An 18,499-nucleotide genomic window follows, 5' to 3' on the forward strand; every position below is an offset into this window, starting at 1 on the left:
GCGGAAGTTGACAGAATGCCCAGTGCATGCGCTTCGGATCATCAATCTGTAGCATTCGATCTGATCCGCAGACCCTTTCGCTCCGACCCTGATCTGGAGGCCCGCATGAAGGTCGACGAGCTCGACGCCAGGATTGTCCGGCTGTTCACCGACGAGCACCGCATGAACGTGCTGGAGGCATCGCGGATCCTCAAGGTGGCCCGCGCCACGGTCCAGGCGCGGCTCGACCGGATGCTGGCGAGCGGGGTCATCGGCCAGTGGGCACCGCACCCGGAGCCGCGGGCCTTCGGGTTCCCCGTGGTGGCCTTCTGCTCCCTCACCATCAACCAGGACTCCGGGCACGACGCGGTCGCGGCGGCCCTCGCCGAGATCCCGGAAGTGCTCGAGGTCCACACCGTGTCCGGGGACAGCGACCTGATGGCCCGGGTCGCGGCCCGCTCGAACTCCGACCTCCAGCGCGTGCTCGATGCGGTCACGGCCACCCGGGCCGTGGTCCGCTCCTCCTCCGTGATCGTGCTGAATACCCACTTCGAGGGGCGCACGCTGCCCCTGCTCGAGGCTGCCGCCAAGGGCTGAGCCGCACGACGCCGGCCCGTCACCTTTTGGCGCCCCCGGCGGACGGGCGTATCATCAGTTAAAGTCATCGTGACTCTAACTGGCATCGGGATGCGCCTGGTGCCGGACCCTGACTGCCGGAGGTGCGCATGAGCGGGATCTTCCCGGCCTCCGGCGCGCCGGGCGCCGTGGCACCTTCGGTCATCGGCGCGAACGTCTCGGAGCGGGCCCAGCTCCCGCCGTCACTGGCGATCTCGACCGTGATCTTCGCCCTGACCCCCGAGTCCACCCGGGGAGAGGCCGGGGGCGGCCCCACGCTGTGGATCCCGCTGGTCCGCCGGGTCAAGGAGCCGTTCAAGGGCCGCTGGGCGCTGCCCGGAGGGCCGCCCGCGCCGACGGAGTCGCTCGAGGACGCGGCGCGCCGCAACCTCCGGGAGACCACCGGCCTGGAGCCCGAGTACCTCGAGCAGCTCTACGCGTTCGGGGGACTCAATCGGTCGAGCCGCCCCGAGCGCGGCAGCCAGCGGGTCGTCTCCATCGTCTACTGGGCCCTCGTCCGCCCCACCGAGGCCGAGCTCCTCGGCGAGGAGGACGAGAATGTCGCCTGGCACCGCGCCGACACCGCGGGCGAAGAGGACGGCGGCCTCGCCTTCGACCACCGCGAGATCGTCGACTACGCGCTCTGGCGCCTGCGCAGCAAGCTCGAGTACGCCCAGATCGCCTACCACTTCCTCGGCGAGAAGTTCACGCTCGCGCAGCTGCGCGAGGTCTACGAGGCGGTGCTCGGCCGCGCGCTCGACCCCGCCAACTTCCGCCGCCAGCTCAAGGGCATGGCCGAGATCGAGCCCACCGACGAGGTCCTCGAAGGCGGCCGGCACCGGCCCCCGAGGCTCTACCGCTACACCGGGGCCCGCGGGCGGATCGACGCCACGACCGCCCCGCCTCCCGTGCCGGCCTCCCACGAGGCCGGCGGTCCCCGGCCGGACTCCTCCGGCCTGTCCCCAGCAAGCCCCCCAGCCCCAGCAGCATCCACCAGGAGCACGCCATGACATCTGTCGCCACCGCCATCAGCCTCGTCACCCGCGCGGAGGCCGAGGCCGCCGCGGGCACGTGCAGCGCCGACCTCGCGAAGGGGCCGTGGGAGTTCGACGCCGCGGAGGCACTCCGGGGCATGCCCGCCTACGGGCCCGGGGCGTCCGTCGCCGACCGCGCCCCCGCGTCGACGCCGCGCCAGGGCCAGCTCCCCGAGGAGTACAAGCAGGCGAGCGACGATGAGCTTCATGCCCGGATCACCGCCGCGAAGGAGAAGCTCGGCGACCGCGTGGTGGTCCTCGGCCACTTCTACCAGCGCGACGAGGTCGTGGAGCACGCCGACTTCGTGGGCGACTCCTTCCAGCTTGCCAATGCCGCACTCACCCGGCCCGAGGCCGAGGCGATCGTGTTCTGCGGCGTCCACTTCATGGCCGAGACCGCGGACATCCTCTCCCGCCGGGACCAGGCCGTCATCCTCCCGAACCTCGCCGCGGGCTGCTCGATGGCGGACATGGCGGACATCGACTCGGTCGAGCAGGCCTGGGCGCAGCTCGAAGAGCTCTTCGGCACCGAGCCGGACGCCGAGGGCCGCGTCCCGGTCATCCCCGTGACCTACATGAACTCGTCCGCGGCCCTCAAGGGCTTCTGCGGCGAGCACGGCGGGATCGTCTGCACCTCCTCCAACGCCGCGACGGTGCTCGAGTGGGCGTTCGAGCGAGGCCAGCGCGTGCTCTTCTTCCCGGACCAGCACCTGGGCCGCAACACCGCGAAGGCCATGGGCGTCCCGCTCGAGCAGATGCCGATGTGGAGCCCGCGCAAGCCTCTGGGCGGCAACGACGCGGCCACGCTCCGGGACTCCCGGGTGATCCTGTGGCACGGGTTCTGCTCCGTCCACAAGCGCTTCACCGTCGCGCAGATCGAGAAGGCCCGCACCGAGTACCCTGGCGTGCGGGTGATTGTGCACCCGGAGTGCCCCATGGAGGTCGTCGACGCGGCCGACGAGCACGGCTCGACCGACTACATCCGCAAGGCGATCGCCGCCGCGACGGAGCCCACCGTCTTCGCCATCGGCACCGAGGTCAACCTCGTGAACCGGCTCGCGGCCGAGTACCCGCAGCACACGGTCTTCTGCCTCGACCCCGTGATCTGCCCCTGCTCGACCATGTACCGGATCCACCCCGGCTACCTCGCCTGGGTCCTCGAAGGCCTCGTCGACGGCGAGGTGCGCAATCGGATCGAGGTCCCCGCCGACGTCGCATCGACGGCGCGCGTGGCGCTCGAGCGGATGCTGGCGGCGCGGCCGTGACACCCCGGGCCGTGGGCGCATCCGCGCCCGTCCGGCTGGGGCGGCAGCTCGTCGTCGTCGGCAGCGGCGTCGCCGGGCTCACGGCGGCGGTGTCGGCGGCGGAGGCAGGCGCCGACGTCGTGCTCCTGACCAAGGCGCACCTCGCGGACAGCAACAGCATGCTCGCCCAGGGCGGCTACGCCGCGGTGCTGCCCGAGGGCCTGCGCGCCCCCGGCGACACCATCGCCAGCCATGTGGCCGACACGCTCGCGGCCGGCGCCGGGATCGGCTCCCGCGAGGCCATCGAGCTGATGTGCAGGTCCGCCGCGGACTCCGTCACTGGCCTCGAGGGCCGGGGCGCCCCCTTCGACCTGGGCCCGGATGGGCGGCCGCTGCTCGGCCTCGAGGCCGCGCACTCGTTCCCGCGGATCCTCCATGCCGGCGGCGATGCGAGCGGAGCAGGCATCACCAGCGCCCTGATGCGCCGCGTGCGCGCGCTCGAGGCCGAGGGGCGCATCGCCGTGCATGAGGGGGCCATGGCCACCGGGATCCTGCTCGACTGCGGTGCCGTCGCCGGAATCGCGTTCTCCCGCGCCGCCAGCCGGGACGTTGAGCGCAGTCGGGTCGTTGAGCGCAGTCGGGTCGTTGAGCGCAGTCGGGACGTTGATCTTGTCCGGGCCGACGCCGTGGTGCTCGCCACCGGGGGAGCGGGGCAGCTGTTCACCCAGACCACCAACCCGGCGGTCGCGACCGGCGACGGCGTCGCCCTCGCGTTCCTGGCCGGCGCCGCGCTGCGGGACCTCGAGTTCTACCAGTTCCATCCCACGGCGCTGCAGGTCGCGGGCCCCGACGGGACGCTGCGCTCGTCCCTCATCTCGGAGGCCGTCCGCGGAGAGGGCGCGGTGATCCGCGACGCATCGGGACGCCGCTTCGTGACCGACTACCACCCGCTCGGCGAGCTCGCCCCGCGGGACGTGGTCTCCCGGGCCCTCGCGCTGCACGCGCGCTCGGGCGGCGGCCAGGCGTATCTGGACGCCACCGGGCTCGAGGGCGTCCACGGCGACGGCTTCCTTGCCCGGCGCTTCCCAGGCCTCGACGCGATGACGCGCGCCGCCGGGTTCGACTGGCGCCGGGAGCCCCTGCCCATCGGCCCTGCCGCCCACTACTGGATGGGTGGGGTCGCGACGGATCTGGACGGAGCCACGAGCGTCCCTGGCCTCTACGCCGTCGGGGAGGTGGCCTGCACCGGCGTGCACGGTGCCAACCGGCTCGCCTCCAATTCGCTGCTCGAGGGTGTCGTCTTCGCCGGGCGTGCCGTGCAGCACGCACTCTCGGCCGGCCGCACCGGCCGGTGGGAGGGCCCGGATGCCGCCGAGGTGCGCGAGGTAGACGCCGCCGCGGCCGCGGACGCCCGAGTGCTCCCAGCGGAGGTTGGACGGACGCTTGTCGCAGATGCGATGCAGGCGGACGGCGGGGTCATCCGGGACGGCTCCGGCCTCGCGCGCCTGTCCCGCACGCTGCGCGGATGGACCTCCGACGACCCGGAGACCGCGCACCTGCTCCTCCTCGGGCGTCTCATCGCTGCCTCTGGGGCCGTCCGGGAGGAGTCGGTGGGGGCGCACTTCCGGCTCGACTTCCCAGATCACCGCCTTCCCGCCGCCCTCGGTGCCGCGGCGGACGAGTGGCCGCGTCCCGGCGTCGTGCGTCGCCCCGGAGGCGCCGCCGCCGGCGAGCCGACCGCCTCCCAGCCAGTACTCCTCGGAAGGACCGCCTGACATGACCCACACCGCAGAGGCCACCGGCGCTGCCACGGCCCAGGAGCAGACCGCGATCCAGGAGCACCCCCCGATCCAGGAGCACCCCCCGATCCAGGTTCCCCCAGCCCAGATTCCGCCGATGCCGCTTCCACCGATCCCGCTTCCGCCGATCCCGCTTCCACCGGCGGCGGTGCGGCGGGTGCTCGAGGCGGCGTACGCCGAGGACGCCCCGAGCGGAGACCTCACGTCCCTGCTGCTGATCCCCGCCGACGCGTCGGCGACAGCCGAGCTGCGCGCGCGGGTGCCGGGCGTCTTCTCGGGCGGTCCCGTCGTGGAGGCGGGCTTCCGCCTCCACGACCCCGGCGCGGTCGTCGAGCTGCTGGTCAGCGAAGGCGAGGCGTTCGCCGCCGGCGCCGTCTTGGCGCGGGTGACCGGCCGCGCGCAGGCGATCCTCACCGCCGAGCGGGTGGTCCTCAACCTCGTCCAGCGCATGAGCGCCATCGCGGCCCTCACAGCCCGGTACGTGGCCCGCACCGCCGGGACCCGTGCGCGGATCGTCGACACCCGCAAGACGACCCCGGGTCTGCGGGAGCTCGAGCGGTACGCCGTGCGATGCGGCGGCGGCCGCAACCACCGGTTCAGCCTCTCCGACGCCGTCATGGCCAAGGACAACCACCTCGCGGTCCTCACCGGCGGTGATCCGGCCAGGCTCACCGAGGCCCTCCGCGGCGTCCGGGCCCGGCTCGGGCACACGACCCACATCGAGGTCGAGGTGGACCGCATGGAGCAGATTGAGCCAGTCCTCGCCGCCGGGGTGGACACGGTCATGCTGGACAATTTCAGCCTCGAGGACCTGCGCGCGGGCGTCGAGCTCATCGCCGGGCGAGCGATCGTCGAGGCGAGCGGGGGCGTCTCCCTCGAGACGGTCGGCGCCGTTGCTGCCACCGGGGTCGACGTCATCTCGGTCGGGGCGCTCACCCACTCGGTGGTCAACCTCGACCTCGGGCTCGACGTGGTGATCGGCACGCCATGATCTACCTGGACGCCGCCGCGACCACCCCGGTGCGCCGCGAGGTGCTCGAGGCCATGTGGCCCTTCCTCACCGGCGACTTCGGCAACGCGTCGAGCCACCACGAACTCGGGGCCCGCGCGCGCGACGCGCTCGAGGCCGCCCGCGACGAGGTGGCCGGCCTGCTCGGGTGCAGGTCCGCGGAGGTCACCTTCACCTCGGGCGGCACGGAGGCGGACAATCTGGCGGTGAAGGGGATCGCGCTCGGCCGGCGTGCCGTCGATCCCCGCCGGACGCGCGTGGCAGTCAGTGCGATCGAGCACCCGGCGGTCCTCGAGTCGGCGCGGGCGCTCGCCCGGCTGCACGGCTTCTCCGTCGACGCGCTGGCGGTCGACGGCGAGGGGCGGGTCGCGCCCGAGGTGCTCGCCGCCGTCGTGGGTCCCGAGACGGCGCTGGTCTCGGTCATGGTCGCGAACAACGAGGTGGGCACCGTGCAGCCGGTCGTCGAGCTCGCGCGCGTTGCGCACGAGGCCGGGGTGCCGTTCCACACCGACGCGGTGCAGGCCGCCGGCTGGCTGCCACTCGACGTGCGGGCGCTCGGCGTGGACGCGCTGAGCATCTCCGGGCACAAGCTCGGGGCGCCCAAGGGCATCGGCGCGCTCTACGCTGCCGGGCGTCTTGCGCTCGAGCCCGTCCTCGACGGCGGCGGGCAGGAGCGCGGCCGGCGCTCTGGCACCGAGAACGTCGCCGGGGCTGTGGCCCTCGCCACCGCCCTGCGTCTCGCCGAGTCCGAGCGCACGACGGCGGCCGCCCGCCTCGCGTCCCTGCGCGACGCCTTCATCGCCCGCGTCCTGGAGCTCGTCCCGGACGCGATCCTGACCGGGCATCCCACCGAGCGGCTGCCGGGCAGCGCCTCGTTCTGCTTCCCCCGGGTCAGCGGCGAGTCGGTGCTGCTCGAACTCGAGCGGCGCGGCGTGGTGTGCTCGTCCGGGTCGGCCTGCGCTGCCGGCTCGAGCGAGCCCTCCGCGGTGCTGCTCGCCATGGGCATCGATCCCGAGGTCGCCCTGACGTCGGTCCGGTTCACGCTGCCCGGCTCCGTCGGCGCCCCGGAGCTGGAGCGGGCCGCAGCGGCCGTGGGGGAGGCCTACGCGGCGGTGGCCGGCATCGCACAGCGGTAGGACCGGATCGCGGGGCACGGGGAGCAGCGGCAGCCGCCGGATCCGCGCCAGCTCAGGTCCCCGTGAGCGCAGGCCCAGCGCCCATCAGAACGGCGGCGGAGGATCGGGTTCGGGGTAGCTGACGTGCCGGTGACCGGTCGGGGAGGTCCACTCCAGGACCCCAGACCGCCGGTGGGCGGGGGCCGTTCGGTCAGCCCCGCGCTCGGGCGGGTGGCGGTCCGCTCTTGCGGCCGTGGTGCGATGCCGTTGCGCCGGGACGGGCGGCCCGACCTGCCGGAGCTTCCAGTACCCCAGAGACTTGAGGCGGTGGTGCTCCCGGCACAGCAGGGCCAGGTTGTCCACATCGGTGCTTCCGCCGCTGGCCCATTCCGCCGTGTGGTCTGCCTCGGCGGCGGCGGAGGGGACGTCGCAGCCGGGGAATCGGCACGTTGCATCGCGTGCCCCGAGCTGGCGGCGCATGGCCAGGGTGGGCTTGTAGCGCCGACGACCCAGCGCGACTGGCATGCCGTCCACGGGGTCGACCCACATGCGGCTCCAGCTTGCCGCGTCGGCAGCCAGGAGCCGCGCAGCGTCAGCGTCGATGGGGCCGTATCCGATGATCTCGCCTGGGGCATCGGAGGTGCCGCACAGGGTGCGCGCCGGGACCGTGACGATGAGTTCCGTGCGTGTCCCGTTGGGCAGGCAGGAGGGAGCACCGTTCGTCGTGCCCGAGCCTCGTGGGATCCGAGGGGCCCCTCCTGGGCCGGTGAGCAGGTCCGCTGGGCCGGTGAGCAGGTCCGTGAAGACGTCGAGGCGGAGCTGGCTGATGCCGCGCGACTCGCTCGGTGCCTGCAGCGAACGGGCGAGCGCCTCAAGCCGTGTGTCGATCGCCGCGCCGGCCTCGAGCGGGAGATAGGCCGTCAGCCAGCACATGCCGTCCGGGGCCGGTTCCAGGTCGACGCGCCGTCGCGCTGCCGCTTCGCGCTTGCGGACCGCGAGCGGCTCCGCGGCGTACTCCTCCACGAGCCGGCGCAGCTTCCGCCGCAGCGCGCCCTGCGATGGGATCAGGTCCGGGTCCTCGGGGCAGGCGTGGGCGAGGGCCCGGGCAGCGAAGGCCGCAACCCTCTCTGCAGGGACGGGCAGCGCTGCCTCGACGATCGCCATGGCGCGTCGATGCGGGAGACGTCCCGCCTCCATGGCATCGAGGACGCCGCTCCATGGCTCCGCCGTGAGCTCGAGGGCCTCGGCGACCTGGGCATGGGCGCTCCGTTGCGGGATCTTCAGCGCGGCCGCCACCTCGGAGGCGGCAATGCCCGGGGCATCGGCGCGGCGCACCGGATCCGATGAGGCCCCGCCCACCGCGACCGTGAGGGCAGCGAGCATGCGGCTCCGCTCGGCGGCCATCTGCGCCTCGCGCGCATCGAGCTCCTTGAGGGCGTCCACGAGCCGGTCCGCTCGCTCGAGCTGTGCTGCGGCGGCGGCCCCAGGAGCGGTGGCACGCTCCCTCCGGTCATCGTCCTCCCACAGCGCCAAGAGCCACGAAGGAGGCACGGGCGGTTCGCCGACCGGGGGATCGTCGGCGAAGCAGTCGAAGCTGTCTTCCCATGCCATAGCTTCACTGTAGAAGAGGGGTCCGACAGTTCTCGCTGCGCGCAGATCCGGTCCGCTCGGCCGGCGCACCTCAGGCGTTGCGTGCGCGGCGGAAGATCCAATGGCGCAGGAGGCTGAAGCGGACGGCGGTCGCGACCCACCCGGCGATCGTCGTCGTCCAGAGCTCCGCCGCGACGTCGGCCGAGGGCTGCACCCAATGCAGTCCCTCGAGGCTGCCCGCCGTCAGCAGCAGGGCGACGGCGAGGGCCACGAGGCCGTTGAGGTGGTCCTGGGCGAGCTTCGCCGTGCCGCGCACCCTGAAGGTGAAGCGCCGGTTCAGCGACGTGTTCATCACCGAGGTGATGATGAGGGCCACCGCGTTCGCGGTCTGCGCCCCGAGCCACGGCCGGCACAGCGCGTACAGCGCGAGCGAGCTCAGCGTGCAGACGATGCCGACCCCGGTGAAGCGCGTGAGCTGGCGGACCACGGGCACGCGCCAGCCCTCCCGCAGCGACCAGCCGCCCCGCAGGAACGGCAGCTTCCCGGGCGACGCGGGCAGCACGCCCCGGGCCGCTCCGCGCAGGCCCCGGGCGCGTGCCGGGGACGAGGGGTCCGCAGCGGCCTCGGGCGGGGTCTGCGGGTTCTCCATGCCCTTCACCCTTTCACGCGGCCCTGTGGCTGTGCTGTGCCGTCAATGTGACCATTGCCACTCGCGGCCTGCCGTCATCGAGGCCGGGCCCCACTGGGAGGCCAGGCCCCCCTGGGAGGGCAGGGCGCCCCCGAGGCGGGCCGCCCCTCAAGGCAGGCCGACGACGGCGCGGTGCGGCGCCGTCGTCGGCCGTCCCCTCGTGGCGCGGGACCGGCTAGTCCCGCCGGGTCCGGTTGGCGACCACGGGGGCTGCGCCGGTGAAGCCGTCCCGTGCTGCGGCGATCTCGTGGATCCGCTCCCGCGAGGCGTACCAGCCGATGACCATGAGGACGCAGGCCACGGCGGTCGCGAGGAGGGTCCAGGGCGAGTCTGCGAGCACCATGATGAAGACGGCGACGAGGAACACGAGCGTGATGTAGCCGGTGTACGGGGCGCCCGGCATCCGGAAGGCGGGGCGTTCCGTCCAGCCCTTCTTGGCCCAGCGGTGGAGCTGCATCTGGCAGACCACGATCGTGAACCAGGTGGAGATGATGCCGACGGAGGCGACGTTGAGGACGATCTCGAAGGCGTCGGCGGGAACGAGGTAGTTCAGCGGGACGCCCAGGAGCGAGACCACCGCGGTGATCGCGATGCCGCCGTAGGGGACGCCTGCCTTGTTCATGCGCAGGGCGAACTTCGGGGCGGAGCCGGCGGCGGCCATGGAGCGCAGGATGCGCCCGGTGGAGTAGAGGCCGGCGTTGAGGGAGGACAGGGCCGCGGTGAGGACCACGAGGTTCATGATCACGTCCACGCCCTGGACCCCGATGGAGCCGAAGAAGGTCACGAAGGGGCTCACGCCCTTCTGGTACGCCGTGTAGGGCAGCAGGAGGGAGAGCAGGACCACGGAGCCGACGTAGAAGACGGCGATGCGGACGACGACCGAGTTGATGGCCCGGGGCATGATCTTCTCCGGGTTCTGGGTCTCGCCGGCCGCGGTGCCGACGAGCTCGACCGAGGCGTAGGCGAACACGACGCCCTGCATCAGCAGGATCATCGGGGCGAGGCCCATGGGGAAGATGCCGCCGTGGTCCGAGATGAGGGAGAACCCGGTGGTGGCACCGGTGGGGGTGCCGAAGAGGACGAAGTAGATGCCGAGGGCGAGGAACGCGAGCAGCGCCGCGACCTTGATCAGCGCGAACCAGAACTCCATCTCGCCGAACACCTTCACCGAGACCAGGTTCAGGGTCAGCACGAGCACGAGGGCGATCAGGGCCCAGGCCCACTGGGGCACGGCCGAGATCCACGGCACGTATTTGCCGAAGAAGTGCATGTAGAGGGCGGCAGCGGTGGTGTCCACGATCGTGGTCATGGCCCAGTTGATCCAGTAGAACCAGCCGGAGATGTACGCGGCCTTCTCGCCGAAGAACTCGCGGGCGTAGGAGACGAACGAGCCGGACGAGGGCCGGTGGAGCACGAGCTCGCCGAGCGCCCGGAGGATGAGGAAGACGAAGGCGCCGCAGATCGCGTACGCGAACACGAGCGAGGGACCGGCTGCGGCGAGCCGGCCGCCGGCGCCCAGGAACAGGCCGGTGCCGATGGCGCCGCCGATGGCGATCATCTGGATCTGGCGCGCCTTGAGGCCCTTGTGGTAGCCGGCATCTTCGGCGTGGATCACATGGTCAGCCGCATGGGCGTGGCCGTGGTCCTCGAGATGGTCGGCGACTTCGGCGCTGCTCGGAGGCTGGGGGCGTGAGGAGGACATGGGTCCCTTTCGGTGTCAGGGGGACGTTCCGGGGTGGGAAAGGGTGCGAGGGGAGCTTTGGAGGAAGGTGGGGGCAGAGGGGCGCCGTCAGGCGCCGAGGTTGGCGAGCCTCTCCGGACGGAGGAGCTCGTCGAGGCGGTCCGCCGTGAGGAGGCCGCGCTCAAGGACGAGCTCGGCGACGCCGCGCCCGCTCGCGAGCGCCTCCTGGGCGATGGCAGTCGCCTGAGCGTACCCGAGATACGGGTTCAGCGCGGTGACGAGGCCGATCGAATGCTCGACGGTGCTGCGCAGCCGCTCGACGTTCGCGGTGATCCCGTCCACGCACCGCTCGGCGAGTGTATGGCACGCGGCTGTGAGGTGCGTGATGCTCTCATGCAGGCTGTGCACGATGATCGGCTCGAACGCGTTGAGCTGCAGCTGCCCGCCCTCGGCCGCCATCGTGATGGTGACGTCGTTGCCGATCACCTCGAACGCGACCTGGTTGACCACCTCCGGGATGACGGGGTTGATCTTGCCGGGCATGATCGAGGACCCCGACTGTACCGCCGGAAGGTTGATCTCCGCGAGCCCGGCTCGCGGGCCGGAGGCGAGAAGGCGGAGATCGTTGCAGATCTTGGAGAGCTTGACCGCGACCCGCTTGAGCACGCCGGAGAGGTGGACGAACGCGCCCATGTCCTGGGTGGCCTCGATGAGGTCGACGGCGGTCACGAGCGGAAGCCCCGTGACCTCGCCGAGGTGCCGGCAGGCGGTCTCGGCGTAGCCTGCGGGCGCGTTGAGGCCGGTGCCGATGGCCGTGGCCCCGAGGTTGATCTCGTGGATGAGGCCGGAGGCCTCGCGCAGCCGCTCGCGGTCCTCGCCGATGGTGACGGCGTAGGTGCCGAACTCCTGGCCCAGGGTCATGGGGACCGCATCCTGCAGCTGCGTGCGCCCCATCTTCACGACCGTGCGGAACTCGCTCGCCTTCGCGGCGAACGCGTCCTCGAGCGCCACGAGGGCCGCGAGGAGGTCCTCGATGCCGAACACGGTCGCGACGCGCACCGCGGTGGGGTAGACGTCGTTGGTCGACTGGCTGAGGTTGACGTGGTCGTTGGGGTGCACGGCCGCGTAGTCGCCCTTGCGCCGTCCGAGGATCTCGAGGGCGCGGTTGGCGATGACCTCGTTGGCGTTCATGTTCGACGACGTTCCGGCGCCGCCCTGGATGACGTCGACGACGAATTCGTCGAGGAGACTGCCGCCGAGGATCTCCTGGCAGGCGCCCTCGATCGCGTCGGACCGCTCGCCGTCGAGCAGGCCGAGTTCGCGGTTGGCCCGGGCGGCGGCGAGCTTGACTGCGGCGAGCCCCCGTACGAGGTGGGGGTTGGTGGAGAGGCGGCGGCCCGTGATGGGGAAGTTCTCCACGGCCCGGAGGGTGTGCACGCCCCAGTACGCCTGGTCGGGGACGAGCCGGTCGCCCAGGAGGTCGTGCTCGGAGCGGTAGCCCTCGGGCACGTCTGCGCCGAGCTCTGTGCCGGTGGATCCCGACTGGTCGTCGCGTGCGACTGCGGCGTCTTCTGCGGCGGTGGTGGGGGAGGCCATGGTGGTGCCTTTCTGGCGTGGCGGGGTCTGGTGGAGCAGGTGGGGTGGCTGGCTGGGCGGCGTGGGGCGCCGCGGCGACCTAGACGGCGGCGGGCGGGAGGGCGCCGTCGAGCGCGGTGAGCACGCCGACGGCACGGCCCCCGCCGAGGACGGGCTGCGTCGCGAGGGCCGCGAGCGGGCCGCCCTCGCCCGCCTCGGGGAGCCCAAGTGCGGCCAGGGAGCGCACGGCGATCGGCATGCGGGCCCGGTCGCCGCCGTCGGAGACCTTGACGCCCACGGCGCGGCCGTCGGGCAGGCCCACGAGCTGGACGCCCTCGAAGCCGTCCTTGGCGACGGCGCCCGGCACCGCCCGCATGAAGGCGGTGACGTCCCTGCCGTCGCCCGCGACCATCTCGGGGTGGAGGCTCATGGCGCGCCCGACGGCGGCCTCCGGGCTGCCGCTGCCCTCTGCGGCGGCGCGGGCGATCCTGCCGTAGGCGCGGGCCATGCCGATCAGGCTGAGCGCCGGCAGCGGGGTGCCGCAGCCGTCGGTGGTCCAGCCTGCGGGCTCCTCGCCCGTCAGCTCGGCCACGGTCTCGGCGACGAGTCGCTGGAGGGGATGCGTCGGGGCGAGGTAGCCGGCGGTCGGCCAGTCGTTGAGGGTGCACACGGCGGCCATGGCGGCGTGCTTTCCTGAGCAGTTCTGGCAGACGCGGTCCGCGTGGCCGCCCGTGGCGATCCACTCCTCGCGCTCGCGGACCCCGTAGGGCAGGTCAGTCGTGTTTGCGAGCACTGCCTCATCGAGGCCATGGAGCGAGAGGATCCGCCGGGTGCCCTCGCGGTGGGCGGGGCCGCCGGAATGGCTTGCGGCCGCGAGGGCCAGCAGTTCGGCCGGCAGGGAGAGGCCGGCGCGGACCAGGGCCACGGCCTGGAGCGGCTTGAGCGCCGAACGGGGGAAGAACGGGGCCTCGGGGCTGCCCGCACCCCAGAGTAGCGCGCCCTCGGCGTCCGTGGCAGCGACCGTGCCGTAGTGCACGCCCTCCACCGCCCCGCCGCGGAGCTGGACGGCGAGGGGCACATGGGCGGGAAGCGCGGCCGCACCGGCGGACGCTGCGGAGCTGTGCGTGGAGGAGGGGGCAGAGGAGGTCATGGCTCGCTAGGGTTCGGGGTGGATGGGACCGTGCGGATGGGACTGTCAGGAGCGGGCGGGGCCGGTCGGGCCTGCGGCGGGCGTGCCCATCACCGCTGGCCGAGCCGCTCGACGGCTTCGTCGACCGCAGCGAGGTGCCTGGCCATCGCGGCCTCGGCGCGTTCGGCGGAGCCGGCTTCGATCGCCTCGAGGATCTCCTCGTGCTCGCGGTCGGAGGCGGCCTGGCGGTCGGCGAGGAGGTTGAGGGTCTCGGACTGGTGGGCCAGGGCCTCCCGCAGGTCGGAGAGGACGTCCTCGAAGACGCGGTTCCCGCTCGCCTTGGCGATGGTGCCGTGGAAGACGGCCTCGAGGGCAACGCGGGCAGCCGGGTCGTCCTCGGCGGCGGTCTCGGCAACGATGCCCTTGAGCGTCGCGAGGTCCTCGTCGGTGCGCCGCAGCGCGGCGAGCCCGGCGGCGGGCACCTCCACGTGGGGGCGGGCCTCCGTGAGGTCCCGGGCCGAGTAGCGCCCCAGCACGAGGTCTCCGGTGGCCCGCGCGGAGACGACGAAGGTCCCCTTGCCGGTGTGCGTCTGGGTGAGCCCGAGAGCTGCGCACGAGCGGAGTGCCTCGCGCACCACGGACCGGCTGACGCCGTAGCGCGCGGCGAGGGCGGCCTCCGAGGGCAGCTTCCCGCCCACGGGGACAGACCCCGCTTCGATCTCGGAGCGCAGGTCTGCGAGGACAGCCTCCGCGGCGCTCACGCGGACGAGGGGGCGGCGCGACGTTGCGCTGTCCTGCTGTCCGCGTGTAAGGCTGTCTGACAGGTTCACGGCGACCACTATGGCAGACGTCACAGCGGGGTGTCAAACAGCGGGAGGGCCGACAGTCGATGCTAGGGTGCCGCCGCCCGGGAGTCGCCCCCGCGACGTCGTCATGCTCCCCGCGGGGCGCGCTCTCCGACCGGGACGTCTGCCGTCAGGCGGTTCTCCGGGCCGGGGAGCGGGCACGCCCACGCCTCGTCGTACGCACAGCTCGGGTTGTAGGCGAAGTTGAAGTCCAGGACATACCTCGCGCCGTCGGCCACGTCGCCGGGGCCGGCGCCGAGGAAGGCGCCCTTGATCGAGTCGAGGAGGTACCGGCCGGCGCCGTAGGAGCCGCCCGGGCGGCCCGCTGTCGCATCGCGGAACGGCACGAACAGCCCGCCTCCGTATCCGGCGTGCTCCCAGGCGGCGAGGCTTCCGAGGCCGGGCAATTCGAAGGTGCCGATCCGGACGAAGGCCACCACGCCGTCGGTTCCGGTGGCGACGCGCCGCTCCTGCCCGGCCCCCTCGGGCGCGAGCGGAACCTCGAAGCGATAGGCAGGGTCATACGGGGCGACGGGCAGCCCGCGGAAGCGCACACGGTCGCGGGGCGGCAGAGGCGAGGCGGGGTGCGTGGCGAACAGGTCGTCGCGCCCGAGCCGCCACAGCTCGTGCCCCTCCCGGGGCGCCGTTGCGCGGACGCGCTCGTACAGCGAGAAGACGCGAAGGCGCCAGTCGGCCACCTGGTGGGGGAGCGGGGCGGTGGCGGGCCGGGCAGCCGCCGGATCGTCCTGTGGGCCGAAGGGATGCTGCTCATCGGGCATGGCGACAGCCTACGGGAAGGGCCCTTCGCTAGGGTTGGACCATGGTCGCCGCCAGCAGCACCGAGCCGCCGCGCAAGTCCCCGCAGGCCGTCCACCGCGGGCGCGGCGCTGTCGGTATGCGCCGCACCGCCCGCGCGCGCCGCACCGCCTGGGCGCTCCGCGCAGCCGCGGTGCTCGCCGCCGCCATGCTCGTTGCCGGCTGCGGCGCCGGCTCCAACGCGCCGGTCTGGACGGGGGTGCCGAGCGCAGGGACGGCGTCCGCCGCGCCCGGCGGTCCCAGCGCCGGAGGCCCGAGCGCGGGCGGTCCGACGCAGAGCGGTACGGCCAGCGGGGCCGGCACGCCCTCGCCCGGGGCCACGAGCGCCACGTGGAAGACGTACACGGACCCGGCGAAGAAGGTCAGGTTCGAGCTGCCCGCCGACTGGATCGTCCAGAGCACCGGGCCCGCCGCCGGCGCCGCGCCGGGCTCGCTGCACATCGAGGTCAAGAAGGCGGACGGCACTTTCGTCGCGGCACTCCAGACCGGCCTGCCCGTCCCCACCTCTGCGCCGTGCGACGCGGCGCAGGCCAAGCCCTATTCCGTCCTGAACAGCGTCCCGGTCACGGTGCCGTTCGCGGACGGCCCGGGCGTCATCACCCCGCGCTTCGTGTTCCGGGTGATCCAGGGCTACAAGTACTTCGGGTCGTTCGGGCTCACCGCGCTCGCGACCTCCGCCCAGGACGGCAAGGCGTGCAGACTCGTCAACATCGTCCCGGGGCCCGCTGGGATCGGCGGCTACTCGTTCGCGGACTCCGTCGAGGTCGTCCCGCCCTCGCCGCAGGCCCAGGTTGCGCCGCTGTCGTCATTCGATACCCTTGCTCAGGCGTCGGCCTATGTCCGCGACTCGGGCGACTTCGCCGACGCGCAGCGCATGATCATGTCGCTGGCCTTCACGCAGAACTAGCCCTCCTGGAGCCCCATGCAGCGCACCGTCGGTGCCCACCTGAAGTTCACGACCGCGCCGCACACCAAGCTGGCCATGGCCATCGCCGTGGCCCGCGTCCCCGGGTACACCTCGTTCGAGGAGGAGCTCGTGGTGACTGCCGGCGACCAGAGGGTGGAACCGCGCGAGCTCCTCGACGGCCACGGCGGCCGCTTCCACGTCCTCGAGCTCGCGGAGCCCACTGAGGTCGAGGTCTCCTACCGGGCGGCCGTCGAGGGGACCGGCGCGGCGGGCCCCGTCGACGAGATGGAGCTCATCCGCTATGTGAGGCCCAGCCGCTACGCGGAGAGCGACCGCCTCCTGCCCACCTCGTACGCCCACTTCGGCCAGCTCGGCGGACTCGAGCTCGTCCAGGCCGTGCGGGACTGGGTCAACGCCCAGCTCGCCTACGTCAGCGGATCCTCGCGGGGGACCGACGGGGCCGTCGAGACCCTCCTGCACCGCCGCGGCGTCTGCCGGGACTTCGCGCACCTGGCCATCGCACTCCTGCGGGCCAAGGACATTCCGGCCCGGCTCGCCGCCGTCTACGCGCCGGGCCTGCGGCCCATGGACTTCCATGCCGTCGCCGAGGCGTTCGTGGACGGCGCGTGGCACGTGCTCGACCCCACCGGGCTGGCACCGCGGGCCTCGATGCTGCGCATCACGGCCGGACGGGACTCCTCGGACACGGCCTTCCTCTCCACGGTCGGCGGACGGCTCACGCTCAAGCAGCTGACCGTGACGGCCGAGGCCGCCGACCTCCCCGCCGAGGATCCCGCGGCGCTCGTGGCCCTCGGCTGAACCCGCGGGCGCCGCCGGCGGGGTCAGAGCGGGTGGTCCGCCACGACGTGCTCGCGCAGCCGCGTGGTGAGGTCGCGCAGCGAGGCGAGGTCGCCGGCGTCGAGCGCGCCGCCCATGATGCGGTTGATCTCCCGCACGTGGGCGCGGCCCACCTCCCGCTGGACGCGCGCCCCCTCCTCGGTGAGGCGGACGACGACGCCGCGGCCGTCCGCCGGGGTGCTCTCCCTCGCCACGAGCCCCTGCCGCTCGAGCCGCTCCACGAGCCTGGACAGGCTGGACTGCGCGAGCAGGACATGGTCGTTGAGCTCGTTGAGCCGGAGCCCGCGTCCCTCGCATCCGCTCAGGGTGAAGAGCACGTCGTAGCTGTTGATGCCGAGCGTGCGGAACGCCGGGTCGCGCTGGAGCCGCCGCATCACGGCGACCTGCGCGCGGAAGAGCGACTCCCATGCCTCGGAGACCTCCCGGACCGACGGCGCCGCGTGGGGCACCGGACCCTCGGCCGTCATTGGGCCGCGGCCTGGGCCACGGCCTCACCGGCAGCGGCCTCCTCGGCGCGGCGTGCAGCCACGCGCGCGGCATGCATCGGCGCCTCGGGGACATCCGCGGGGCGTCCCTCCGCGAAGCCGGCCCGGAGCTCCGGGAGCACCTCGCCGAGCAGGTCGAGCTGCTCGAGGACGGTCTTGAGCGGCAGGCCGGCGTGGTCCACGAGGAACAGCTGCCGCTGGTAGTCGCCGAAGTAGTCGCGGAAGGCGAGGGTCTTCTCGACGAACTCGGCCGGGCTGCCCACCGTCAGCGGCGTCTGGGCGGTGAAGTCCTCCATGGAGGGGCCGTGGCCGTATACCGGGGCGTTGTCGAAGTAGGGCCGGAACTCGCGCTTGGCGTCCTGGGAGTTGGGCCGGATGAAGAACTGCCCGCCCAGGCCCACGGTCGCCTGGTGCGCCTTGCCGTGCCCGTAGTGCTCGAATCGCTCCCGGTAGAGGTTGATGAGCCGGATGTAGTGCTCCTTCGGCCAGAAGATGTTGTTGGCGAAGAACCCGTCGCCGTAGTACGCGGCGAGCTCCGCGATCTGAGGGGTGCGGATCGATCCGTGCCACACGAAGGGGGCGACGCCGTCGAGGGGTCGCGGCGTGACCGTGAAGCCGTTCAGCGGGGTGCGGAACTTGCCGCTCCAGGTGACCACTTCCTCGTCCCAGAGGCGGCGCAGGAGCGCGTAGTTCTCGATCGTGAGCTCGAGGGCGTCCTGGGGGTTCTTGCCGAACCAGGGATAGACCGGGGCCGTGTTGCCGCGCCCGAGCACGAGGTCCGTCCGGCCGCCCACGAGGTGCTGGAGCATGCCGAAGTCCTCGGCGATCTTCACCGGGTCGTTGGTGGTGATGAGCGTCGTGGTGGTGGAGAGGATGAGCTTCTCGGTCTGCGCGCCGATGTAGGCCAACAGGGTCGTGGGGGAGCTCGGGTAGAACGGCGGGTTGTGGTGCTCGCCGGTGGCGAAGACGTCGAGGCCCACCTCCTCGGCGTGCTTGGCAATCGTGACGATCGCCTGGATCCGCTCGCCTTCGGTGGGCAGGTGGCCCGTCGTGGGGTCGAGGGTGACGTCGCCGACGCTGAAGATGCCGAACTGCATGAAACGACCTTTCATCGGGCCCGGGCGGCGGCC

17 protein-coding genes are annotated in these 18,499 nt (G+C 72.8%); 8 read left to right on the plus strand and 9 right to left on the minus strand.

From position 1 onward, the window contains the following. Positions 1-105 precede the first annotated feature (105 nt). From J2W21_RS05955 to J2W21_RS05980, 6 genes are all read left to right on the plus strand, one after another. Positions 106-576 carry an Lrp/AsnC family transcriptional regulator gene (locus J2W21_RS05955; protein ID WP_307113593.1) on the plus strand — a complete coding sequence of 157 codons (471 nt, stop codon included), beginning with the start codon at positions 106-108 and terminating at the stop codon, positions 574-576. Between the two features lie 128 nt (positions 577-704). Beyond that, positions 705-1,604: an NUDIX hydrolase gene (locus J2W21_RS05960; RefSeq protein WP_307113594.1), complete on the plus strand. Its 900-nt coding sequence runs from the start codon at positions 705-707 to the stop codon at positions 1,602-1,604. Beyond that, positions 1,601-2,893: a quinolinate synthase NadA gene (gene nadA / locus J2W21_RS05965; RefSeq protein ID WP_307113595.1), complete on the plus strand. Its 1,293-nt coding sequence runs from the start codon at positions 1,601-1,603 to the stop codon at positions 2,891-2,893. The genes J2W21_RS05960 and nadA overlap by 4 nt, the downstream gene beginning before the upstream one ends. Positions 2,894-2,904: 11 nt before the next feature. Next, positions 2,905-4,647 carry an L-aspartate oxidase gene (gene nadB / locus J2W21_RS05970; RefSeq protein ID WP_307113596.1) on the plus strand — a complete coding sequence of 581 codons (1,743 nt, stop codon included), beginning with the start codon at positions 2,905-2,907 and terminating at the stop codon, positions 4,645-4,647. A 121-nt stretch (positions 4,648-4,768) separates the two neighbouring features. Beyond that, positions 4,769-5,662: a carboxylating nicotinate-nucleotide diphosphorylase gene (nadC, locus tag J2W21_RS05975; protein ID WP_307113965.1), complete on the plus strand. Its 894-nt coding sequence runs from the start codon at positions 4,769-4,771 to the stop codon at positions 5,660-5,662. Next, the gene (locus J2W21_RS05980; protein WP_307113597.1) at positions 5,659-6,816 is read left to right on the plus strand and encodes a cysteine desulfurase family protein; all 1,158 of its coding nucleotides are present in this window, start codon (positions 5,659-5,661) and stop codon (positions 6,814-6,816) included. Before nadC ends, J2W21_RS05980 begins: the two co-directional genes overlap by 4 nt. A gap of 84 nt (positions 6,817-6,900) precedes the next feature. Here the strand turns inward: J2W21_RS05980 and J2W21_RS05985 are convergent, their stop codons facing one another. The 7 genes from J2W21_RS05985 to J2W21_RS06015 form a co-directional block, all read right to left on the minus strand. Beyond that, entirely contained in the window at positions 6,901-8,406 is a 1,506-nt protein-coding gene (locus J2W21_RS05985; protein WP_307113598.1) for an HNH endonuclease signature motif containing protein, read from the minus strand. A gap of 70 nt (positions 8,407-8,476) precedes the next feature. Further along, entirely contained in the window at positions 8,477-9,034 is a 558-nt protein-coding gene (locus J2W21_RS05990; RefSeq protein ID WP_307113599.1) for a GtrA family protein, read from the minus strand. A gap of 214 nt (positions 9,035-9,248) precedes the next feature. After that, positions 9,249-10,775, minus strand: a complete 1,527-nt coding sequence (locus J2W21_RS05995; protein WP_307113600.1) for an amino acid permease — start codon at positions 10,773-10,775, stop codon at positions 9,249-9,251. Between the two features lie 87 nt (positions 10,776-10,862). Then, positions 10,863-12,350, minus strand: coding sequence for an aspartate ammonia-lyase (aspA, locus tag J2W21_RS06000; RefSeq protein ID WP_307113601.1), 1,488 nt, complete (start codon positions 12,348-12,350; stop codon positions 10,863-10,865). A gap of 79 nt (positions 12,351-12,429) precedes the next feature. Continuing rightward, a complete protein-coding gene (locus tag J2W21_RS06005) occupies positions 12,430-13,479 on the minus strand; it encodes an asparaginase (RefSeq protein ID WP_307113602.1) in 1,050 nt (349 codons plus the stop codon). An 89-nt stretch (positions 13,480-13,568) separates the two neighbouring features. Beyond that, positions 13,569-14,288, minus strand: a complete 720-nt coding sequence (locus J2W21_RS06010; RefSeq protein WP_307113603.1) for a FadR/GntR family transcriptional regulator — start codon at positions 14,286-14,288, stop codon at positions 13,569-13,571. Positions 14,289-14,389: 101 nt separating this feature from the next. Then, on the minus strand, positions 14,390-15,082 hold the full coding sequence (locus J2W21_RS06015; RefSeq protein WP_307113604.1) for a DUF1684 domain-containing protein: 693 nt from the start codon (positions 15,080-15,082) through the stop codon (positions 14,390-14,392). Between the two features lie 41 nt (positions 15,083-15,123). Between J2W21_RS06015 and J2W21_RS06020 the strand changes: the two genes are divergently transcribed. Together J2W21_RS06020 and J2W21_RS06025 are read left to right on the plus strand one after the other, a co-directional pair. Continuing rightward, positions 15,124-16,026 (plus strand): hypothetical protein, encoded by a 903-nt coding sequence (locus J2W21_RS06020; RefSeq protein WP_307113605.1) that lies wholly within the window; start codon positions 15,124-15,126, stop codon positions 16,024-16,026. Positions 16,027-16,041: 15 nt separating this feature from the next. Continuing rightward, the gene (locus J2W21_RS06025; RefSeq protein ID WP_307113606.1) at positions 16,042-16,845 is read left to right on the plus strand and encodes a transglutaminase-like domain-containing protein; all 804 of its coding nucleotides are present in this window, start codon (positions 16,042-16,044) and stop codon (positions 16,843-16,845) included. A 23-nt stretch (positions 16,846-16,868) separates the two neighbouring features. Here J2W21_RS06025 and J2W21_RS06030 read toward each other — a convergent pair whose 3' ends face one another. Together J2W21_RS06030 and J2W21_RS06035 are read right to left on the minus strand one after the other, a co-directional pair. Beyond that, positions 16,869-17,351 carry a MarR family winged helix-turn-helix transcriptional regulator gene (locus tag J2W21_RS06030; RefSeq protein ID WP_307113607.1) on the minus strand — a complete coding sequence of 161 codons (483 nt, stop codon included), beginning with the start codon at positions 17,349-17,351 and terminating at the stop codon, positions 16,869-16,871. Then, the gene (locus J2W21_RS06035; RefSeq protein ID WP_307113608.1) at positions 17,348-18,466 is read right to left on the minus strand and encodes a CE1758 family FMN-dependent luciferase-like monooxygenase; all 1,119 of its coding nucleotides are present in this window, start codon (positions 18,464-18,466) and stop codon (positions 17,348-17,350) included. Before J2W21_RS06035 ends, J2W21_RS06030 begins: the two co-directional genes overlap by 4 nt. Between the last annotated feature and the right edge of the window lie 33 nt (positions 18,467-18,499).

The sequence above is a fragment of the Sinomonas atrocyanea genome (genome assembly GCF_030811715.1).
GTDB classification, from domain to species: domain Bacteria; phylum Actinomycetota; class Actinomycetes; order Actinomycetales; family Micrococcaceae; genus Sinomonas; species Sinomonas atrocyanea_A.

Coding starts and splice junctions, on each gene's coding strand:
- J2W21_RS05955 (WP_307113593.1), top strand. CDS start 106: ATGAAGGTCGACGAGCTCGACGCCAGGATTGTCCGGCTGTTCACCGAC.
- J2W21_RS05960 (WP_307113594.1), top strand. CDS start 705: ATGAGCGGGATCTTCCCGGCCTCCGGCGCGCCGGGCGCCGTGGCACCT.
- nadA (WP_307113595.1), top strand. CDS start 1,601: ATGACATCTGTCGCCACCGCCATCAGCCTCGTCACCCGCGCGGAGGCC.
- nadC (WP_307113965.1), top strand. CDS start 4,769: ATGCCGCTTCCACCGATCCCGCTTCCGCCGATCCCGCTTCCACCGGCG.
- J2W21_RS05980 (WP_307113597.1), top strand. CDS start 5,659: ATGATCTACCTGGACGCCGCCGCGACCACCCCGGTGCGCCGCGAGGTG.
- J2W21_RS05985 (WP_307113598.1), bottom strand. CDS start 8,406: ATGGCATGGGAAGACAGCTTCGACTGCTTCGCCGACGATCCCCCGGTC.
- J2W21_RS05990 (WP_307113599.1), bottom strand. CDS start 9,034: ATGGAGAACCCGCAGACCCCGCCCGAGGCCGCTGCGGACCCCTCGTCC.
- J2W21_RS05995 (WP_307113600.1), bottom strand. CDS start 10,775: ATGTCCTCCTCACGCCCCCAGCCTCCGAGCAGCGCCGAAGTCGCCGAC.
- aspA (WP_307113601.1), bottom strand. CDS start 12,350: ATGGCCTCCCCCACCACCGCCGCAGAAGACGCCGCAGTCGCACGCGAC.
- J2W21_RS06005 (WP_307113602.1), bottom strand. CDS start 13,479: ATGACCTCCTCTGCCCCCTCCTCCACGCACAGCTCCGCAGCGTCCGCC.
- J2W21_RS06015 (WP_307113604.1), bottom strand. CDS start 15,082: ATGCCCGATGAGCAGCATCCCTTCGGCCCACAGGACGATCCGGCGGCT.
- J2W21_RS06020 (WP_307113605.1), top strand. CDS start 15,124: ATGGTCGCCGCCAGCAGCACCGAGCCGCCGCGCAAGTCCCCGCAGGCC.
- J2W21_RS06025 (WP_307113606.1), top strand. CDS start 16,042: ATGCAGCGCACCGTCGGTGCCCACCTGAAGTTCACGACCGCGCCGCAC.
- J2W21_RS06030 (WP_307113607.1), bottom strand. CDS start 17,351: ATGACGGCCGAGGGTCCGGTGCCCCACGCGGCGCCGTCGGTCCGGGAG.
- J2W21_RS06035 (WP_307113608.1), bottom strand. CDS start 18,466: ATGCAGTTCGGCATCTTCAGCGTCGGCGACGTCACCCTCGACCCCACG.